The organism is Actinosynnema sp. NPDC049800 (assembly GCF_040656635.1).
In the GTDB taxonomy this organism is placed as follows: Bacteria; Actinomycetota; Actinomycetes; order Mycobacteriales; family Pseudonocardiaceae; genus Actinosynnema.
This window is the reverse complement of record NZ_JBFAMT010000059.1, coordinates 36,300-55,425: the sequence shown is the minus strand read 5'-3', so window position 1 is coordinate 55,425 and position 19,126 is coordinate 36,300. Positions and strand designations below refer to the sequence as shown.

General features: G+C 72.2%; 21 protein-coding genes. 18 read left to right on the top strand and 3 right to left on the bottom strand.

Going from position 1 to position 19,126, the window contains the following annotated elements:
* Nucleotides 1–78: 78 nt before the first annotated feature.
* On the bottom strand, nucleotides 79–1,554 hold the full coding sequence (locus tag AB0I91_RS38135; RefSeq protein WP_499617172.1) for a carboxypeptidase-like regulatory domain-containing protein: 1,476 nt from the start codon (nucleotides 1,552–1,554) through the stop codon (nucleotides 79–81).
* Between the two features lie 424 nt (nucleotides 1,555–1,978).
* Nucleotides 1,979–2,560 (bottom strand): CBS domain-containing protein, encoded by a 582-nt coding sequence (locus tag AB0I91_RS38130; RefSeq protein WP_498781119.1) that lies wholly within the window; start codon nucleotides 2,558–2,560, stop codon nucleotides 1,979–1,981.
* Nucleotides 2,561–2,756: 196 nt separating this feature from the next.
* Between AB0I91_RS38130 and AB0I91_RS38125 the strand changes: the two genes are divergently transcribed.
* The 18 genes from AB0I91_RS38125 (at nucleotide 2,757) to AB0I91_RS38040 (ending at nucleotide 18,808) form a co-directional block, all read left to right on the top strand.
* Nucleotides 2,757–3,752 carry an Acg family FMN-binding oxidoreductase gene (locus AB0I91_RS38125; protein WP_498781120.1) on the top strand — a complete coding sequence of 332 codons (996 nt, stop codon included), beginning with the start codon at nucleotides 2,757–2,759 and terminating at the stop codon, nucleotides 3,750–3,752.
* Nucleotides 3,749–3,925 (top strand): hypothetical protein, encoded by a 177-nt coding sequence (locus AB0I91_RS38120; protein ID WP_498781121.1) that lies wholly within the window; start codon nucleotides 3,749–3,751, stop codon nucleotides 3,923–3,925. The genes AB0I91_RS38125 and AB0I91_RS38120 overlap by 4 nt, the downstream gene beginning before the upstream one ends.
* Nucleotides 3,922–6,171, top strand: a complete 2,250-nt coding sequence (gene hypF / locus AB0I91_RS38115; RefSeq protein WP_499641209.1) for a carbamoyltransferase HypF — start codon at nucleotides 3,922–3,924, stop codon at nucleotides 6,169–6,171. The genes AB0I91_RS38120 and hypF overlap by 4 nt, the downstream gene beginning before the upstream one ends.
* 6 nt (nucleotides 6,172–6,177) lie before the next feature.
* Nucleotides 6,178–6,426, top strand: coding sequence for a HypC/HybG/HupF family hydrogenase formation chaperone (locus tag AB0I91_RS38110; RefSeq protein ID WP_498781125.1), 249 nt, complete (start codon nucleotides 6,178–6,180; stop codon nucleotides 6,424–6,426).
* Nucleotides 6,423–7,520, top strand: coding sequence for a hydrogenase formation protein HypD (gene hypD, locus AB0I91_RS38105; RefSeq protein ID WP_499641207.1), 1,098 nt, complete (start codon nucleotides 6,423–6,425; stop codon nucleotides 7,518–7,520). The genes AB0I91_RS38110 and hypD overlap by 4 nt, the downstream gene beginning before the upstream one ends.
* Nucleotides 7,517–8,548 carry a hydrogenase expression/formation protein HypE gene (gene hypE / locus AB0I91_RS38100; RefSeq protein ID WP_499641205.1) on the top strand — a complete coding sequence of 344 codons (1,032 nt, stop codon included), beginning with the start codon at nucleotides 7,517–7,519 and terminating at the stop codon, nucleotides 8,546–8,548. Before hypD ends, hypE begins: the two co-directional genes overlap by 4 nt.
* A gap of 98 nt (nucleotides 8,549–8,646) precedes the next feature.
* The gene (gap, locus tag AB0I91_RS38095) at nucleotides 8,647–9,648 is read left to right on the top strand and encodes a type I glyceraldehyde-3-phosphate dehydrogenase (RefSeq protein ID WP_499641203.1); all 1,002 of its coding nucleotides are present in this window, start codon (nucleotides 8,647–8,649) and stop codon (nucleotides 9,646–9,648) included.
* Nucleotides 9,645–10,703, top strand: coding sequence for a 4Fe-4S dicluster domain-containing protein (locus AB0I91_RS38090; protein ID WP_499641201.1), 1,059 nt, complete (start codon nucleotides 9,645–9,647; stop codon nucleotides 10,701–10,703). Before gap ends, AB0I91_RS38090 begins: the two co-directional genes overlap by 4 nt.
* Nucleotides 10,700–11,152: a Crp/Fnr family transcriptional regulator gene (locus tag AB0I91_RS38085; protein WP_499641200.1), complete on the top strand. Its 453-nt coding sequence runs from the start codon at nucleotides 10,700–10,702 to the stop codon at nucleotides 11,150–11,152. The genes AB0I91_RS38090 and AB0I91_RS38085 overlap by 4 nt, the downstream gene beginning before the upstream one ends.
* Entirely contained in the window at nucleotides 11,149–11,970 is an 822-nt protein-coding gene (locus AB0I91_RS38080; RefSeq protein WP_498781135.1) for an FAD/NAD(P)-binding protein, read from the top strand. The genes AB0I91_RS38085 and AB0I91_RS38080 overlap by 4 nt, the downstream gene beginning before the upstream one ends.
* A complete protein-coding gene (locus AB0I91_RS38075; RefSeq protein ID WP_499641199.1) occupies nucleotides 11,970–12,713 on the top strand; it encodes an NADH-quinone oxidoreductase subunit B family protein in 744 nt (247 codons plus the stop codon). Before AB0I91_RS38080 ends, AB0I91_RS38075 begins: the two co-directional genes overlap by 1 nt.
* The gene (locus AB0I91_RS38070; protein WP_499641198.1) at nucleotides 12,710–14,005 is read left to right on the top strand and encodes a Ni/Fe hydrogenase subunit alpha; all 1,296 of its coding nucleotides are present in this window, start codon (nucleotides 12,710–12,712) and stop codon (nucleotides 14,003–14,005) included. Before AB0I91_RS38075 ends, AB0I91_RS38070 begins: the two co-directional genes overlap by 4 nt.
* A complete protein-coding gene (locus AB0I91_RS38065; protein ID WP_499617193.1) occupies nucleotides 14,002–14,451 on the top strand; it encodes a hydrogenase maturation protease in 450 nt (149 codons plus the stop codon). The genes AB0I91_RS38070 and AB0I91_RS38065 overlap by 4 nt, the downstream gene beginning before the upstream one ends.
* Before the next feature lie 74 nt (nucleotides 14,452–14,525).
* Nucleotides 14,526–15,080 (top strand): hypothetical protein, encoded by a 555-nt coding sequence (locus AB0I91_RS38060; RefSeq protein WP_499641197.1) that lies wholly within the window; start codon nucleotides 14,526–14,528, stop codon nucleotides 15,078–15,080.
* A 69-nt stretch (nucleotides 15,081–15,149) separates the two neighbouring features.
* A complete protein-coding gene (locus tag AB0I91_RS38055) occupies nucleotides 15,150–15,638 on the top strand; it encodes a universal stress protein (RefSeq protein ID WP_498781141.1) in 489 nt (162 codons plus the stop codon).
* On the top strand, nucleotides 15,586–16,530 hold the full coding sequence (locus AB0I91_RS38050; protein WP_499641196.1) for an ABC transporter ATP-binding protein: 945 nt from the start codon (nucleotides 15,586–15,588) through the stop codon (nucleotides 16,528–16,530). Before AB0I91_RS38055 ends, AB0I91_RS38050 begins: the two co-directional genes overlap by 53 nt.
* A 5-nt stretch (nucleotides 16,531–16,535) precedes the next feature.
* Nucleotides 16,536–17,702 (top strand): ABC transporter permease, encoded by a 1,167-nt coding sequence (locus tag AB0I91_RS38045; protein ID WP_499641195.1) that lies wholly within the window; start codon nucleotides 16,536–16,538, stop codon nucleotides 17,700–17,702.
* Entirely contained in the window at nucleotides 17,699–18,808 is a 1,110-nt protein-coding gene (locus AB0I91_RS38040; RefSeq protein WP_499641194.1) for an ABC transporter permease, read from the top strand. The genes AB0I91_RS38045 and AB0I91_RS38040 overlap by 4 nt, the downstream gene beginning before the upstream one ends.
* Here AB0I91_RS38040 and AB0I91_RS38035 read toward each other — a convergent pair.
* On the bottom strand, nucleotides 18,748–19,038 hold the full coding sequence (locus AB0I91_RS38035; RefSeq protein WP_498781146.1) for a PLD nuclease N-terminal domain-containing protein: 291 nt from the start codon (nucleotides 19,036–19,038) through the stop codon (nucleotides 18,748–18,750). The two genes, AB0I91_RS38040 and AB0I91_RS38035, sit on opposite strands and share 61 nt — an antisense overlap.
* Nucleotides 19,039–19,126 lie beyond the last annotated feature (88 nt).

Sequence of the window (19,126 nt, the reverse complement as noted above, 5' to 3'; positions counted from 1 at the left end):
GTTTGTGCCTGGCCCGCGCCCCCCCCCCCCGGGGCGGCGCGGGCCCCCCCCCCGCCCCCCGACTGGTGCACCACCCAGTCAGATCTGCCTGCGACCGGAGCGCACGACCAGGCCGAGCCCGATGAGCAGCGTGAGCAGGCCGCCCAACGCGAGCCAGGTGACGTTCACGCCCGTCGCGGCGAGGTCGGCGGCCGTGGGCTGACGCGCCGGCCCGGCACCCGGCGCGGGTGGTTCACCGGGCGCGGGCGTGACGTCGGGCGGGGGCGTGACATCGGGTTCGGGCCGGTCCGGTCCCGGGGTCACTATCACCGTGCGCCAGGATTCGGCGCTCGCCCGGATGAAGAACGTGCCTCCGAAGATCACCTTCCAGGGCCCGACGACGTCGAACACGTACTCACCCGCCGGGACGTCCCGGAACTCGAAGGTGCCTTGGGCGTTCGTCGTGGCGCGGGCGGCGACCGAACCTGTGTCCCGGTCTTTGAGGTACACCTTCAAGCCGGGCACCGCCGGGCCGGTGTAGGGACCGCCCAACACGCTGGGTCGCGGCACGAAGCGCTCCTGCGCCACCCAGCCGGTGACCCTGGGCGCCACCGCGCCCAGGACCTTGGCGCGCACGGTGGTGCGGACGTTGCCGTTGTAGACGGGCGGCGCGCCGAACACGCACTCCACCGACAGGTAGCCGTAGTCGGCGACCGCGTCACCGATCGGGATCGGCACGTCGATGGTCAGGGTCGCGTTCCCGGGCACGGTGACGCCGGGGCCCGGGTTGTCGAGGTCCCCGAGGTCCACCTGGACGCCGCCGTTGGCCCACGACGACGCCAGCACTGCCGGGATCGACACCGCGCCGCTGTTGGTCAGGGTCAGCGTCATGCGGGCGATGTCGCCCATGCGGTAGGTCTGCCGGTCGAGCGTCGCCGACGCGGTCAGGACCGGTTCGACCCAGAGGGCACCGCGGAACAGCAGGTCCGGGTCGCGCACGCCGTCCACCCGCACCGTCTTCGGCGGGAACGACACCTCACCGGTGCCGAACAGGACGTCGTAGTCGCCGCGGGGCAGGTCGCGGAACGTGAAACGGCCGGCCGAGTCCGTTCTCGTGGTGTACAAGCCGGCCGGCCGCCCGCCTCTGACCTCGACCGGGAGGTCGGTGAGGGCTTCGCCCGCGTTCATGGTCGCGTCGCCGTTGCGGTCGGCGTAGACGGTTCCCGTGAAGGTGCCGCGAACGACGGTGACCGGGGCGCTGATCGTGGCGACGTTGTCGGCCGGGTTCGCGTCCGGTTCGTCGAGCGACCTGATCGTCACGACCATCGACGCCGGGTACTCCGTCGTCGTCACCCGACCGACGTACGTGGCCTGCACGGTCTGCCCGGGTTCGACGCGCACGCCGAAGTACCCGATCTCCTCCCAGTAGCGCTCGCCCGCCACGTTCCCGGTCGAGTCGATGGTCACGCGGCTCGCCGGCGCGGTGCCGACGTTGGTCACCGTGGCCCGTGCGGTGACCGGCTCGTCCGCGACGAACTCCGGTTTGTCGAAGACGACCGCGAGAACCAGGTCCACGAATCCTTGAACGGGTTCCGCAGCCGTGGGGTCGGCGGGTGCGGGTGACGGCGTGCTCGGGGTCGTCGTGGGCGAACCGGTCGGTGTGATCGACTCGGTCGGGACCGTCGTCGAGGTCTCGACCGGTGCGGTGGTGGTCGGCTCCGTTTCGGCCGGCGAGGTCGCGGCGGGCTCGGACGGCACCGAGGTGTCGCCGAGCGCCGGTCCCGTCGACGCTCCCGCGCAGACGACGACCGTCAACAACAGCGCGCCAATGGATCGCCGTAACCGTGACATCGTGGATCTCCCCTCTATCCGTCCTCTCTGTGGATCTCTCCGACCTCAGCGTCGTCCGTCATGCGAGAGCGGTGCAGAGGCGTCGGCACTGGACGGCCCGTCGGCGATCCCGGGCGGCACAGGGCCTTCCGCCCTGGCACCCGTGAGGTCAGACGGTCCCGGTCGACACCGGAACCGGACGCAGCTCGATACCCGCCACGCCGGGAACCGTGCGGACGAGGGCGGTCACGACGCGGCGCTCGGCCTCGTCGTCGAACTGGCCGGCCACCACGATCCGGCCGTCGGCCACGTCGACGTCCCAGCGGCGGGTGCGGCTGTAGGCGGTGAGCAGCCGGTCGACGCGGGCGGCGAGGACGTCGTCGTCCGGGGTGAGGACGCGCAGCAGGTCGCCGCGGCTCACCACACCGACCACCACTCCCCTGGCGTCCACCACGGGCAGGCAACGCAGCCGGTGTCCGAGCATCGCGCCGGCCAGCTCGGTGGGTGTGGCGGTGAGCGGCGCGCTGGTGACGTTGGTCGCCATCACCTGGTCGACGGTGGCGGCGACGCCCTGTTCGAGGTTGGCGAGCAGCAGGTCGGAGCCGGACACGACGCCGACCAGCAGCCCGCCCGGCCCGACGACCGGGAGCGCGGAGAAGCCGTGGTCGACCAGGACGGCGCTCGCGGCGCGCACGGTGGTGGACGGTTCGACCGTGTAGACGGGCCGGGTCATCACATCTGCGGCGTTCATACCCCGCAACGGTCCGCTCACCCGCCGATCGTCGGCAGGGCGCATCGGCACTTCCGGGCGATGCCTTTGGTCCTCCGGCACCGGCACGGCACGTCGGTCCCTGGTGGATCGGGACCTCCGACCCTGCGAGAGCACCCACCGCCGGTGCCACGGTCGAAAGCGAACCACAGAGACCAACAGCGTGGAGGTGAGTCGGATGGACCGCAGCCGGCCGGACGAGGAAACGATCGCGGCGGCGGTGGCCCTGGCCTGTCGCGCGCCTTCGGTGCACAACACCCAACCGTGGCGTTGGCGAGTGGGCGACCGGAGCGTGCACCTGTACGCGGACCCGTCCCGGCAGCTGCCCGCCACCGACCCGCGCGGCGCGGACCTGCTGCTCAGCTGCGGCGCCGCGCTGCACCACCTGCGCGTCGCCCTGGCCGCGCTCGGCTGGCGCGCGGTCGTCCACCGGCTGCCCAATCCGGCCGATCCCGACCACCTCGCAGCGGTCGAGTTCACCCGACGGGAACCTACCGACGCCGACGTGGCGATGGCCTCGGCCATCCCGCGCCGCCGCACGGACCGCCGACGCTTCTCCTCCTGGGACGTGCCCCGCCCGGTGCTGGACCTGCTGGCCGAACGGGCCATCGAGGAGGACGCCACCGCCCACGAGGTGACCGGCACCCGTGACCGCTTCGACCTCGCCACTGCGATCGGCAGGGCCGCGGCCGTGCAGGACGCCGACCCCACCTACCAGGCCGAGGTCCGCCGTTGGAGCGGCGGCCGCGCGAACGTCGACGGTGTCCCCGCCGCCAACGCGCCTGCCGGCGTTCCGCAGCACGGTGACGTGCAACTGCGTGAATTCCCCGGCGGCGAGCTCCTCGACGAGCGGCTGGACGAGTGGGAGGAAGACGGCGCCTCGTTGCTCGTCCTCGCCACGTCCTCGGACGACCGGCTGTCGCTGCTGCGCGCCGGCGAGGCCATGAGCGCGGTACTGCTGGAGGCGACCGCGGCCGGCCTGGCCACGTGCCCGCTCAGCCAGCCCTTGGAGGTCGCCGAGACCAGGGACCGGGTGCGCGACGAGGTGCTGGACGGCACCTCCTGCCCGCAGATCCTCCTGCGCGTCGGCTGGGCCGCGTTCAACGCCGACCCGCTGCCGCCGACACCCCGTCGCGCGGTCACCGAGCTGATCGACCAGTGGGAGCCGAGATGAGCGGCTGCGGCAGGTCTCTCGGTGGACAGGGCGCGCACGACTTCGCGATCGCGGAGTTCGTCGAGCACCTCGTCCGCCTGTGCATCACGTCGGTCTCGGTCAGCCCCGTCGCCGCCGCCAGGGCCGTGACCGGTGCGGCCGAGCGACGGCTGGTGCTGGAGCGACGGCGGTGAAGCAGGTCCAGCGCATCGAGGTGCGGGGAACGGTGCAGGGCGTGGGGTTCCGGCCCCACGTGCACCGCCACGCGTCGGCGCTGGGCATCGACGGGGACGTGCGCAACGTCGACGGCCACGTGGTGATCACCGCAGCGGGCGAGCCGGAGGCTCTCGCCGAGTTCCGCAGGCTGGTCGGCGAGCGGCCGCCGCCGGTGTCGCACGTCGAGTCCGTGACGGTGTCGCCGCTGCCGGCCGAGGCGGCGCCACCGCCCGGATTCGTGGTGCGGGACAGCGCGGCCGACGGCGGCCCCGGCCCCCGGTGGCTGCCGCCGGACCTGGCCACCTGCGAGCGCTGCCTCGCGGAGCTGTTCGACCCGGCCGACCGCCGGTACCGCTACCCGTTCACCAACTGCGCCGAATGCGGGCCGCGGGCAACCATTGTGGAAGCGCTGCCCTACGACCGGGTCCGCACGACCATGCGCCGGTTCACGATGTGCCCGGCGTGCTCGGCGGAGTACCACGACCCGGGCGACCGACGGTTCCACGCCGAGCCCATCGCCTGCCCGGACTGCGGTCCGACGCTGTCGTGGGGCGCGTTGTCCGGCGATGACGCGTTGCGGACCGCCGTCGGCGCGCTGGCCGGTGGCGGACTGGTGGCGGTCAAGGGCATCGGCGGCTACCAACTGGCGTGCGACGCGACCGACGATGCGGCCGTGGCCAGGCTGCGTGCCGCGAAACACCGACCCACCAAGGCGCTCGCCGTCATGGTCCCGTCACACGCCGCCGCTCACGCGCTGTCCGTGGTGGAGGAGGACACGGCGTTGACCTCGATCGCCGCGCCGATCGTGCTGCTGCCGCGGCGCACGGATGCGGGACTCGCGCCCTCGGTCGCGCCCGGCCTGACCGAGATCGGCCTGTTCCTGCCCTACAGCCCGCTGCACCACCTGCTGCTGGCAGACCTCGACCGGCCGCTCGTGGTCACCAGCGGCAACCGGTCGGGCGAGCCGATCATCACCCGCGACGACGATGCCCGCACCGTGCTCGGCCCGCTTGTCGACGGCATCCTGTCGCACGACCGGCCGATCCGCTCCCGCTACGACGATTCGGTGGTCCGCGGTACGGCGCTGCTGCGGCGGGCGCGGGGTTACGCGCCCGACCCGCTGCCGCTGCCCGTTCCCGCTGCCGAGCCCGTCCTCGCGGTCGGGGCACAGCTCAAGCACACGACGACGCTCGCGGTCGACGAGCACGCGGTGGTCGGCCCGCACGTCGGCGACCTCTCCGACGTCGAGACCTACGCGGCGTTCGAGGACACCGCGCGGACGTTGTGCCGTTGGCAGGACGTCGAACCTCGGTACTGCTCGCACGACCTGCACCCCGGCTACCTGTCGACCGGGCACGCCGGGCGGTGGCCCGCCGACCGCCGCGTAGCCGTGCAGCACCACCACGCGCACGTCGTGGCCACGGCGGCCGAGCACGGCGTGCGCGGCGAGTTCATCGGTGTGGCCTACGACGGCCTCGGCTTCGGCGACGACGGCACGTTGTGGGGTGGAGAGGTGCTGCTAGCCGACTACCGGTCCTACCGCAGGGTCGGTCGGATCGGCGCCGCACCGCTGCCCGGCGGTGAGGCGGCCGTGCGGCGGCCGGCCCGGATGGCGCTGGGTTACCTGTTCGGCGCGGAGGACTTCGGCGTTCGGCCGATCAGGTCCGCCGCGCTGCTGGACCGGGTTGAGCCGCGGGAGGTCGAGCTGGTGCGTCGGATGATCGTCCAGGGCGTGAACAGCCCGCTCGCCTCCAGCGTCGGCAGGCTCTTCGACGCCGCTGCGGCCCTGCTGGGCGTGTGCGACGTCAACAGCTACGAGGGCGAGGCGGCAGTGCTGCTGGAGGCCGCCGCCTCCGGCCATCCCGACGGCGAGCCGCTGTCGTGGCGACTGCACCGTCGCGACTCGCTGTGGGTCTACGACCCCGTGCCGACATTGCGCGACCTGGTGCTCTCCGAACAGGCGGTCGGAGTGGTCGCGGCCCGGTTCCACACGACGCTCGTGCACGCCACCCGCGCGCTGGTCGAGCAGACCGCCGACGCCACCGGCGTGCACACCGTGTGCCTCGGCGGCGGTGTGTTCCAGAACAGCCGGTTGACCACCGCCTTGGTGCGCGAGCTCGCGGACGCCGGGTTCGAGGTGCACGTCGGTGAGCGCGTGCCGGTCAACGACGGCGGTATCAGCTACGGACAGGCCGTGGTCGCCGCGGCCCGACTGAGGGGGTGAAGGACGATGTGCCTCGGCATTCCCGGCCGGATCGTCGCGATCGACGACACCGGCCTGCGCAGTGGCACCGTCGACTTCGACGGGCTGCGCCGACCCGTGTGCCTGGTCTACACGCCGGACGCGACCATCGGCGACTACGTGATCGTGCACGTCGGCTTCGCCATCAGCCTGGTGGACGAGGTCGAGGCCGCCAAGACCCTCGCCGTGCTGCGGGCCATGCCCGACGCCCTGGCCACCGAACTGGGGCCGTCGTGAAGCACCTGGACGAGTACCGCGACCCCGTACTGGCCCGCCGGCTGCTGGCCGAACTGCACGCCACCGCCCACCACCCGTGGACCGTCATGGAGGTGTGCGGCGGCCAGACGCACACGATCGTGCGGCAGGGCATCGACGAGCTGCTGCCCACAGGCGTCCGGATGATCCACGGCCCCGGCTGCCCGGTGTGCGTCACGCCGCTGGAGGTGGTGGACAAGGCCATCGCCATCGCGGGCGGACCGGACGTGATCTTCACCAGCTACGGCGACATGCTCCGGGTGCCGGGCACGACCGGCGACCTGCTGGGCCTGAAGGCGAGGGGCGCGGACGTGCGGGTGGTCTACACGCCGCTGGACGCGGTGCGGATCGCGCAGGAGAACCCGGACCGGCAGGTGGTGTTCTTCGCCGTCGGCTTCGAGACCACCGCGCCCGCCAACGCGATGGCCGTGCTGCACGCCGCCGATTCGGGCGTGGCCAACTTCAGCGCACTGGTCAGCCACGTCCTCGTGCCGCCCGCGATCACCGCGCTGCTCGACGCGCCCGACAACCAGGTGCAGGCGTTCCTGGCCGCGGGCCACGTCTGCGCGGTGATGGGGTGGACGGAGTACGAGCCCATCGCCGAGCGCTACCGGGTGCCGATCGTGGTGACCGGTTTCGAACCGCTGGACCTGCTGGAGGGCATCCTGATGGCCGTCCGGCAGCTGGAGGACGGCCGCGCCGAGGTGGAGAACCAGTACGCGAGGGCGGTGCGGCGGTCCGGCAACACCTCCGCCCAGGAGGTGATCGGGCGCGTCTTCCGGGTCACCGACCGGACGTGGCGCGGTGTCGGCCCCATCCCGGCCAGCGGCCTGGCGTTGACCGAGGAGTTCACCGCGTTCGACGCCGAGCGCCGCTTCGCCACCGACGCGATCACCGCCCGTGAGGCACCGGACTGCATCGCGGGCGACATCCTGCGCGGCACCAAGCTGCCCACCGACTGCCGAGCCTACGGGCGCACCTGCACACCCCGCACGCCGCTGGGCGCACCGATGGTGTCCAGCGAGGGAACCTGCGCCGCGTTCCACAACGCCGGGCGCGGATCGGAGTCGAGATGACCAGTTGCCCTCTGCCCGTGGTGGAGACCGAACGCGTCCTGCTGGGTCATGGCTCCGGCGGGCAGCTCATGGCCGAGCTGCTCGCCGACGTCATCACCCCCGAACTCGGCGGTGACGGGCCGCTGGAGGACGCCGCCGTGATCGGGGTGGCCGGCGCGGACCTCGCGTTCAGCACCGACGGCTTCGTCGTGACGCCGAGGTTCTTCCCCGGCGGCGACATCGGCTCGCTGGCCGTGCACGGGACCGTGAACGACCTGGCGATGCGCGGCGCCCGCCCGATCGCGCTCAGCCTGGCCTACGTGGTCGAAGAAGGACTGCCGGTGGAAGAGCTGCGGCAGATCACCCGGTCCGCGGCCAATGCCTCCCAGGCGGTCGGCGTGCCGATCGTCACCGGCGACACCAAGGTGGTCGGTCGCGGCGCGGCGGACGGCATCTACGTCACCACCACGGGTGTCGGCGTGCGGCTGCGCGACGCGTGGCCGTCGGCTGCGGGCGGCGCGGAGGGTGACGTGGTGCTGCTGTCCGGACCGATCGGGCTGCACGGCACGGCGATCCTCAGCGCGCGAGAGGGCCTCGGGTTCGAGGCGGAGATCGCCTCGGACAGCCGTCCCCTGCACCGGCTGGTGGCCGCCATGATCGAGGCCGGCGGCCGTGACGTGCACGCGTTGCGCGACCCCACCCGCGGCGGCCTGGCCAGTGCGCTGAACGAGCTGGCACAGGCGTCCGGGGTCGCCATGGAGATCGTGGAGGCCGACGTTCCGGTGCCGCGTGCAGTCGCATCGGCGTGCGAGCTGCTCGGCCTGGACCCGATGCACGTGGCCAACGAGGGCTGCCTGGTGGCACTCGTGGCCCCGGCGTCCGCACCGGTTGTGCTGGCGGCCATGCGCGCCCTGCCTGAGGGCGCCGGGACGGCCGTGATCGGCCGGGTGACCGGCGGGCGCGCGGGCCGCGTGACCGCGCGGACCCTGGTGGGCTCGTCGCGGATCGTGGACGTCCTCGTCGGCGAACAGCTGCCCAGGATCTGCTGACCCCACCAGGGACCCATGGACCAGCAGACCGGGACCTTCGCCACTCACCCAGTCGACCGGTCCCCGACGAGCATCGAAGTACCACCGAGGAGGACGAGATGACGGTTCGGGTTGGCATCAACGGGTTCGGGCGGATCGGACGGGACGTGATGCGGGCCGTGTTCGACCGCGGCGACACGGGCATCGAGATCGTCGCGGTGAACGACCTCACCACCCCGGAAGCGCTCGCGCACCTGCTGGCGTTCGACTCCACCTACGGGCCGTGGGCACACGCGGTGAGCGCCGAGGCGGACGCGCTGGTGGTCGACGGACACCGGGTGCGCGTCACCTCGGAGGCCGACCCGGTCGCCCTCGACTGGGACGTCGACGTCGTGATCGAGGCGACCGGCCGGTTCCGCACCCGCGAGACGGCCGGCACGCACCTCGCGCACGGTGTCCGCAAGGTGCTGATCACCGCGCCGGGCAGGGACGTCGACGCCACCATCGTGATGGGCGTCAACGAGGACACCTACGACCCGCAGCGGCACCACGTGGTGTCAAACGCGTCGTGCACGACGAACTGCGTCGCGCCGATGGCGATGGTGCTGCACGAGGCGTTCGGCATCCGCGAGGGCCTGATGACCACGATCCACAGCTACACCAACGACCAGTCGCTGCTGGACGGTCCGCACAAGGACTTCCGCCGGGCGCGGTCGGCGGCGGTCAACATGATCCCCACCTCCACGGGCGCGGCCAGGGCGGTCGGCCTCGTCATCCCGGAGCTGGCGGGCAGGCTCGACGGTCTCGCGGTGCGCGTGCCGGTGGAGGACGGCTCGCTCACCGACCTCACCGTGCTGCTGGAGAAGCCTGCCACGGTCGAGGAGGTCAACCGGGCGTTCGCCGAAGCCGCCGACGGCAGGCTCAAGGGCATCCTGCGCTACACCACCGCGCCGGTCGTGTCCCGCGACATCATCGGCGAGCAGGCGTCGTGCGTGTTCGACGCCTGCTTGACCAAGGCAACCGGCTCCATCGTGAAGGTGTTCGGCTGGTACGACAACGAGTGGGGCTATGCCAACCGCACCATCGACCTGGTCCGCCACATCGCCGGGACGCTGCCGTGAGTGCCGTGCTCGACCTGGCCGGTCTCGACGCGCTGATCGCGGAACTGCGCTTCCAGGGTTACACGGTCGTCGGACCGGTCCTGCGCGACGACGCCATCACGTTGGCGGAACTGGACACCGCCGACGACCTGCCCGCCGGGTGGGGCGTGGAGACCGGGCCAGGTCACTACCGGGTCCGGCGGCGGGACGACGACGCGGTGTTCGGGCACTCCGCCGGGCCGCAGTCGTGGAAGACCTTCCTGCACCCGTCGCACCGAACCCTGCTGACGGCCGACGACGACGGCTTCCACTCCGTGGCCGACACGCGGCCCCGCTACGCGTTCCTCGGTGTGCGCCCGTGTGACCTCGCCGCGATCGGCAAGCTGTGCCAGGTCCTCGGCGAACGGGCTCCGTTCGTGGTCGCCGCCCAGTGCACCGAACCGGGTGAGCTGTGCTTCTGCGCGTCCATGGGATGCGGCCCGGACGCCCGGGACGGCTACGACATCGCGCTCACCGAGCGGATCGGCTCCGACGGGCACCGGTTCCTCGCCACGGCGGGCACCCCCGCCGGGAAGGACGTGCTCGACTGGCTGAACGCCGCCCCGGCGAGCGCGGCAGACGAAGAGTTGGCGCGGTCGGACGTCGACGTCGCGCGCCTGCGCATGGGCCGCGCCATGCCGGAACCGGACCTGCGCGACCTGCTGGCCGCCAACCGGGACTCCGCGCACTGGGAACGCGTCGCCGAGCGGTGCTTGACGTGCGGCAACTGCACCATGGTCTGCCCTACCTGCTTCTGTGTCACGGTCGAGGACGTCACCGACCTCTCCGACGGCCACGCCGAGCGGCGGCAACGGTGGGCCTCGTGCTTCGAGACCGACTTCTCGTACCTGCACGGCGGCCCGGTACGCGAGTCCGGCGCGGCCCGCTACCGGCAGTGGATGAGCCACAAGCTGAGCACGTGGTTCGACCAGTTCGGCACGTCCGGCTGCGTGGGCTGCGGCAGGTGCATCGCCTGGTGCCCGGCGGGAATCGACATCACCGAAGAAGCCGCGGCCCTGGCGCGGGGGGCGTCATGATCCCGGACTTGGACACGGTGCCGCTGCTCGGCGCGCTCACCCCCACCCAGCGGGCGGTGCTCGCCGGCACTGGTGAACTGGAAACCCACCGACCGGGGACGCGGCTGTTCGAGGAGGGGCAGCCCGCCGACCGCGCCCGGGTGGTGCTCTGCGGCTGCGTGATGGTGGACATCCCGGTGCCCGGCCGGGGATCCGTGGCGGTGCAGAGCATCGGGCCGGGCGAACTGCTGGGCCTGTCCTGGTTCGTGCCGCCCTACCGGTGGCATTTCGGGGCGACGGTCGTCTCCCCGACCCGCGCCATCGCGTGGGACGCCGCCCGGTTGCGGGAGCTGGCCGAGGAAGACCCTGCACTGGGTTACCGGCTGTCCCTCGTGCTCGCCGAAGCCATGCTCAACCGGCTGCAGTCCACCCGCTTGCGGCTGCTCGACCTGTATCGGAACCCGCGGTGATCCCGCCGGCGGCCTGGCTGCCGACCCGGTACCGGGTGGAGCGGCGGACCAGGGAGACCGCGGACTCGGCGACGTTGACGCTGCGCCCGGCGGACGAGCCGCTGGCCCCGTTCCGACCAGGCCAGTTCGCGATGCTCTACGCGCACGGCGTGGGCGAGGTGCCCATCTCGGTCAGCGGCATCCCCGAGACCGGCGACCTGGTGCACACGATCCGCTCGGTCGGCGCGGTCAGCCGGGCGTTGCACGACTCGACGCCGGGCACCGTGCTGGGTGTGCGGGGTCCGTTCGGCACGGCGTGGCGGCTCGACGGCGTGGACGACCTGCTGATTGTCGCCGGTGGCATCGGATTGGCCCCGCTGCGGCCCGCGGTGCGCCATGCCCTGACCCACCGGCACCGCTACCGCCGGGTGGTGCTCGTCGCGGGCGCCCGCACGCCCACCGACTTCCTCTACCGCGACGAACTGCGCCGGTGGGACGACGATTCCGGCGTCGAAGTCCTGCTGACCGTCGACCAGCCCGGCGACGGGTGGACCGGCCGCATCGGGTTCGTGACCGAACCACTCGCCGCCATGCCGCTCGACCCCGGACGCACCATCGCCCTGCTGTGCGGACCGGAACCCATGATGCGCGCCTGCGCCGGTGTCCTGATCGGACGCGGCGTGCCCGACCACCGCGTCCAGGTCTCGTTGGAGCGCAACATGCAGTGCGGCACCGGCCGGTGCGGGCACTGCCAGCTCGGGCCGCTGCTGCTGTGCCGCGACGGACCGGTCGTGGACTACCCGGTGGCCGCCGGCCTGCTGTCCGTGAAGGAGCTGTGATGGCCAAGCCGACCCTCGCCGTCTGGAAGCTCACCTCCTGCGACGGCTGCCAGCTCACCCTGCTGGACTGCGAGGACGAACTGCTCGTCCTCACCGACCGCGTCGAGATCGCGCACTTCCTCGAAGTGACACCGGAAACCCGACCCGGCCCCTACGACATCTCCATCGTGGAAGGATCGGTCACCACACCGGAGGAAGAGCGGCGGATCAGGTGGATCCGCGAGCAGTCACGAGTGCTGGTCGTGGTCGGCGCGTGCGCCACCGGCGGCGGCATCCAGGCGCTGCGCAACTTCGGCGACGTCGCCGAGTTCCGGTCCGTCGTCTACGCCTCCCCGGAGCTGATCGACTCGCTGACGACGTCGACCCCCGTGTCCGCGCACGTCGAAGTGGACTACGAACTGCGCGGGTGCCCCATCGACCGGGGACAGCTGCTGGAGGTGCTGTCGGCGTTCCTCGCGGGCCGGGAGCCGGACCTGCCCGACACCAGCGTGTGCGCCGAGTGCAAGCGTCGCGGGTTGACCTGCGTGATGGTGGCCGACGGCGTGCCGTGCCTCGGGCCTGTCACGCACGCCGGGTGCGGCGCGCTGTGCCCGGCCGTGGGTCGCGGCTGCTACGGCTGCTTCGGCCCGATGACGCGCCCGAACGTGCCCGCCCTAATCCCGCTGCTGCGTCGCAGCGGTATGACCGATGACGAGGTGGGTCGGGTGTTCCGCGCCTTCAACTCCGGGAGGGAGTGGGCATGACGCATCGCGCCAACCGCACGCTGCGGGTCGCGGGCCTGGCCAGGGTGGAGGGCGAGGGCGCGCTGCACGTGCGCACGAAGGACGGTCGCGTCGAGGGCGTGGCGTTGAACATCTACGAGCCGCCGCGGTTCTTCGAAGCCTTCCTGCGCGGCCGCGACTACCTCGAACCGCCGGACATCACCGCGCGGATCTGCGGCATCTGCCCGGTCGCCTACCAGCTCAGCGCGTGCCGGGCCATCGAGGACGCGTGCGGCGTCGTGGTCGACGGGCAGGTCCTGGCACTGCGCCGACTGCTGTACTGCGGCGAGTGGATCTCCAGCCACGCCCTGCACATCTACCTGCTGCACGCGCCGGACTTCCTCGGCTTCCCGGACGGCATCGCGATGGCCGCCGAGCACCGCGCTCTGGTAGAACGCGGTCTGGCGCTCAAGCAGGCGGGCAACGCCATCATGGACCTGGTAGGCGGTCGGGCGATCCACCCGGTCAACGTCCGCGTCGGTGGCTTCTACCGCGCGCCGACCGCCGCCGAGCTGCGCCCACTGGCGGTGCGGCTGCGCCGCACGCTGGACGACGCGCTCGCCACGGTGCAGTGGGTGGCGGGCTTCGAGTTCCCAGACCTCGACGTGCCGCACGACCTGATGGCGTTGCGGGACACCGACGGCTATCCGATCGACCGAGGAGAACCGCGCGTCACCACCGGCCTGTCCTTCACCGCGGCCGAGTTCGGCGAGCACGTGGTCGAGCACCAGGTGCCGCACTCGACCGCGTTGCACGCCCGGCTGGACGGCCGGATGTACCTGGTGGGTCCGCTGGCCAGGTACACGCTCAACTCCGACCGGCTGTCCACCGTCGCAGCGCAGGCGGCCACGGCCGGCGGTCTGGGCGCCGAGTGCCGCAACCCGTTCCGCAGCATCGTGGTGCGGGCGGTGGAGGTGGTCTACGCGGTCGAGGAGGCCCTCAGGATCATCGCGGAGTACCAACGCCCCGCGCTGCCGTTCCTGGACGTGCCCTCGATGGTGGGCGTGGGGCACGGCATCACCGAGGCGCCACGGGGCTTGCTGTACCACCGCTACGAAATCGGTCCGGGCGGGCTCGTGGTCACGGCGGACATCGTCCCCCCGACCTCGCAGAACCAGTCCGCGATCGAGGACGACGTGACCCGGCTGGTGACGTCCTACCTGCACCTGGACGACCACTCGCTGGTGTCGCTGTGCGAGCGGGCCATCCGCAACTACGACCCGTGCATCTCGTGTTCGGCACATTTCCTCGACTTCACCGTGGACCGCGGATGAGCACGGCCGTCGTGGTGGGCGTGGGCAACGAGTTCCGCCGCGACGACGGGGTCGGTCCGGCTGTCGCCCGCGCGGTGAGCGCCCTCGGCGTGCGCGCCGAGATCACCGATGGCGACCCGGTGCGGCTGATGGAGGCGTGGGCGGACGCCGACCTCGTCGTGGTCGTGGACGCGGTCCGGTGCACGCCCGCACGACCGGGGCGGGTGCACCGCGTGTCGTTCCTCGACGCCGGTGGCAGCGCGACCAGCTCGCACGGCTTCGGCGTTCCGGAAGCGGTCGAGCTGGCGCAGGCGCTGGACCGGTTGCCGCGGCGGTTGGTCGTGCTGGCCGTGGAGGTGTCGGACGTGGCTTTCGGCCCCGGCCTCAGCCCACCGGTCGCCGCGGCCGTCCCCGAGCTGGTGCGCGAGGTCATGCGGGAAGTCGCGACAGACGTCCCGGGCCGTTGAGGACTTTCGACGGCGTCGCCCGTGAGCCGCGCCCAGCAGGCTGGGGACGAGGCACGAGACGAGGAGACGTAGCCATGACCGCCATTGCCGACACCAAGGCCGCGCCCCGCGCCGACACCGGTGCGATCGCGCTCGCGGTCCTGCGGATCACGACCGGGTTCGTGTTCCTGTGGGCGTTCTTCGACAAGTTCTTCGGGCTGGGTTACGCCACCAAGCCGGCCGGCGCGTACCTCTACGGCGGGTCGCCGACCAAGGGCTTCCTCAGCCGGGTCGCGGTCGGCCCGTTCGAGTCCACCTTCCACGCCTGGGCCGGCGCCTCGTGGGCAGACTGGCTGTTCATGCTGGGTCTGCTCGGCATCGGCGTCGCGGTCATCGCCGGGATCGGCCTGCGCTTCGCCGCGGTCGCCGGAACCCTGATGATGCTGCTCATGTGGGCCGCCGAATGGCCACTGGCCCAGTTCACCTCAGCCGGCGAACCCAGCATGTCCACCAACCCCATCGTCGACTACCACATCGTCTACGCCGTCGCCCTGGTCACCGTCGCGTTCACCAACGCGGGTGACACCTGGGGCTTCGGCCGCCAATGGGCGCGCCTGCCCCAGGTCCGTGACAAGGCCTGGCTGCGGTGACGCCCCGGAGCAGGCGGACCTCCCCTCCCCCGGTCCGCCTGCTCCCTCGTTCAGAGAGGAAGTCCTGCTGTGGACGGTTTCAAGCGAATCGTGGTCGGTGTCGACGGATCAGCGGCGAGCAAGGCGGCACTGGCCTGGGCGGTGCGGCACGCCGAGGAGCACGGCGCACGGGTGACGGCGGTCTCGGTGTGCCAAGTGCACCCCGTGCCCACGAACGCGTCACCGCCACTCGGGACCGGACCGGACGCGTTCCGCGGCCTGCACGAGCGGTTCCTGCGCGATGCGGTGGCGGAAGTCGGACCGGAGGCCGAGGGCGTCGAGCGGCTCGTGCCGACCGGCGGTCCCGGACACGTGCTGGTGGAACTTTCGAAGGACGCCGACGTCCTGGTCCTGGGCGGCCACGGCTACCGCAGGGCGGGACTGGAGGTCGTCGGCTCGGTGACCGCGCACTGCCTGCGGCACGGCCACTGCCCCGTCGTGATCGTCCCGGTGGGAGGTAAGGACGATGACAACGCGGACGGTGCTCACCTGTCGCGGCCTGCGCAAGAGTTTCGGTGACCTGGTCGCGGTCGACGGCTTGAGCTTCGACCTGGCCGCCGGCGAGACCTACGGGCTGCTCGGCCCGAACGGGGCGGGCAAGACGACCGCCATCTCGATGGCCGTCGGGATCCTCGAACGCGATGCGGGCGAGGTCATGGTGGATGGCAGGCGGTTGTCCACCAAGACCACCGACGCAAAGCGCCTCATCGGTTACGTGCCGCAGGAACTCGCGCTCTACCCGGACCTCACCGGTCGGGAGAACCTGCGCTTCTTCGCCCGCCTGTACGGCATGTCCGGCCGGGCCGCGACCAGGCGCGTGGACCACGTGCTCGACGTCGTGGGTCTGGCGGACCGGGCGGGTGACCTCGCCAAGGAGTACTCGGGCGGGATGAAGCGGCGGCTCAACGTCGGCATCGGCTTGCTGCACGAGCCGCTGCTGCTGGTGCTAAACGAGCCCACGGCGGGCGTGGACCCGCAGAGCCGCAACCAGATCATGGACAACGTCCACGCGCTCGCGGCCACCGGCATGGCGATCCTCTACACCACCCACTACATGGAAGAGGCCGAACGGCTGTGCGACCGGGTAGGCGTCATCGACTCGGGTCGGCTGATCGCCGAGGGCACCCGGCGCGAGCTGGTGGACCGACTCGGCGAGCACGATCGGATCTCGCTGGTGTTGCAGGGCGACACCGAGCAGGCGCTGCGCGCGGTCGGCTCGCTGCCCGTCGTGCTCGCGGCCGCCGCGCACGGCCACGAGATCGACCTGGTGGTCGACGACGCGAGCGCGTGCCTGCCCGACGTGCTCGCCTCCGTGCGCGTCGACGGGGTCGTGGTGCGGTCGGTCGAGGTTGCCGAACCGAACCTGGAGGCCGTGTTCCTGCACCTGACCGGCCGAGCGTTGAGGGAGTGAGCCGGATGCGCCACGCTGTGCTCATCGCCGCGAAGGACCTGCGCGAACGCGCCCGGGACAAGTCCGTGTTCCTCTTCGGGCTGCTGCTCCCGCTCGGCTTGGTCCTCGTGCTCAACCCGGTGTTGGGCGATCTGTCCGGCTCGTCGCCCTTCCGGTACGTCGTCGTGGACGACGACCACGGACCCGTGGCGGTCGCGTTCGTGGAGCACGTGCTGCCCGCTGCCGAGGAGAGCGGGGCGGTCGAGGTCCGCACCGCGGCCACGACCGACGAGGCGCGACGGCTCGTCGCGGACGGCGAGGTCTCGGCGGCGTTCCTGCTGCCCGCCGACCTGTCGACCGACGTGCTGTCCGGTACGGCCGCCGCCATCGAGGTGGTGGGCGACGTGAACGCCCCGCTCGGCACGGAAGTCGCCAGGTCGATCGCCGCGTCGTTCACCGACGGGTTGCACTCGACGCGTGTCGCGGTGGCCGCCGCCGTCCGGGCGGGATCGGCGCTCGACCCGGCCGGACTGGCCCGGCTGGCCGCCGCGGAACCCGACCCCCGGCCGGTGGTGGACGACCCGACCGAGCGCCGCGAGCTCGACACCACCACGTACTACGCGGCGGGCATGGTGGTGTTCTTCCTGTTCTTCACGGTGCAGTTCGGGATCACCAGCCTGCTGGACGAGCGCCACGACGGCACGCTGGCGAGGCTGCTCGCCGCGCCTCTGAGGCCCTCGTCGATCCTGGTGGGCAAGCTGCTGACCAGCGTCGCCGTCGGGTGGGTGAGCACGGCCCTGCTCGTGGTGGGCACGACCCTGCTCGTCGGCGCCCGCTGGGGCAACCCGCTCGGGGTCGCGCTGCTGGTCGCCGTGTGCGTGCCGGCGGCCACCGGAACGGTCGCCGTGGTGTCCGTGCTCGCGCGCACGGCCGCGCAGGCCAGTGGGTGGCAGGCGGTCGTGGCGGTCACGCTCGGCTCGCTGGGCGGCACCTTCTTCCCCGTCGCGCAGGTCGGCGGGGCGTTGGCGGCAGCGGCGGGCTTCTCGCCGCACCAGTGGTTCCTGCGCGGCTTGGCCGACCTGTCCGCCGGTGAGGTGAGCGCGGTGCTGCCGTCGGTCGCCGCGCTGGGCGGGTTCGCAGTCCTCACGATCGGCGCGGCGTTGCTGATGACGAAGAAGGCGGTGGCGCTGTGAAGGCGCTCGCGATCGCCGGGGTGAACCTGCGTCGGATGTTCCGCGACCGCGTCGGCCTGTTCTTCCTGTTCGTGCTCCCGTTCCTGCTCGTGCTCGTGCTGGGCGCGGCCTTCGGCGGCGGGGTGACGCCCAAGCTCGGCGTGGTGGGCGGTGACGCGCACCTGCTCGACGCCCTGCGCGCCGACCGGGCGCTCCAGGTGGAGACCTCGGCCGACGACGCCGCGTTGCGGACCGCGGTCGAACGCGGGGAGGTCAGCGCGGGTCTGGTCGTCACACCGACCGAGGTGCGGTTGCTGACCAGGCCCGACCAGGGTGGGCAGCAGATGCGGCTGGCCGTGGACGACGTGCTGGCCCGCGAGTCCGCGCGGCTCGCCGCGGCCCGGTTCACCTCGACGCAGACCGGCGTGGACCAGTCGGCGGCGTTGGCTGTCGTGGACTCGGTGGTGGACGCGGTGCCGCCGGTGTCGGTCGAGGTCACGACCAGCGGCCGATCGGCGTTCCCCGAGAGCGCCGGGCGCTTCGACACCAGCGCGTCCACGCAACTGCTGCTGTTCGTGTTCCTCACCGCGCTCACCGGCTCGGCGGCGTTGGTGGAGACCCGACGGCTCGGTGTGTCGCGACGGATGCTGGCCACACCGACGACCTCGACGGCCATCGTCCTCGGTGAAGGACTCGGCCGCGTCGCGGTGGCGCTGGTGCAGGGCGTCGTGATCGTCGCCGGGACTTCGCTGCTCTTCGGCGTCCGCTGGGGTGATCCGATCGCCGCCGGGGTGCTGCTGCTGGTGTTCGCGCTCGTCGCGGGCGGTGCGGGGATGGTGCTGGGAGCGGTCTTCCGCACCGAGCAGCAGGTCGGCGCGGCGGCGCTGATGTTGGGCATCGGGTTCGCCGCCCTGGGAGGGTCGATGGTGCCGCTGGAGCTGTTCGGCGACACCGTCCGGACCATCGCGCTCGTCACGCCCCACGCGTGGGCGAACAACGCGTTCGCCGAACTGGCCCGGCACGGCGGTCTGGTGGACGTGCTGCCCGAGATCGGCGTGCTGGCCGGCTACGCGGTCGTGCTGTTCGCGTTCGGCGCGTGGCGCCTGCACCGGTCGCTGTCCCGGTGAGGTCGGGGGGCGTGCCCCTTGCGGCCCCAGCGGAAGTAGGTCAGTGGGCCGACGATGTTCACCGCGATCGCCAGGGCCCACCAGCGCTTGCGGCCGTTGACGGCCTCGGCGGGCCGCCGCGCGAGGTCCGCCCACGCCGCGCCCGCGAGCGCGACCTCGACCGCGCTCAGCGCCAGGATGCCGCGCCGCTGCGCGGAGGTCATCTCCAACCAGGTCTTGTGCCTCTTCATACCGGCCAGCGTCCTCCCGGTGGCGTGCGAGACCACAGGGTCCTTGTACTCCGATCGCTGGACCTAGTGCCCCGCTCGTCGAGGGCCT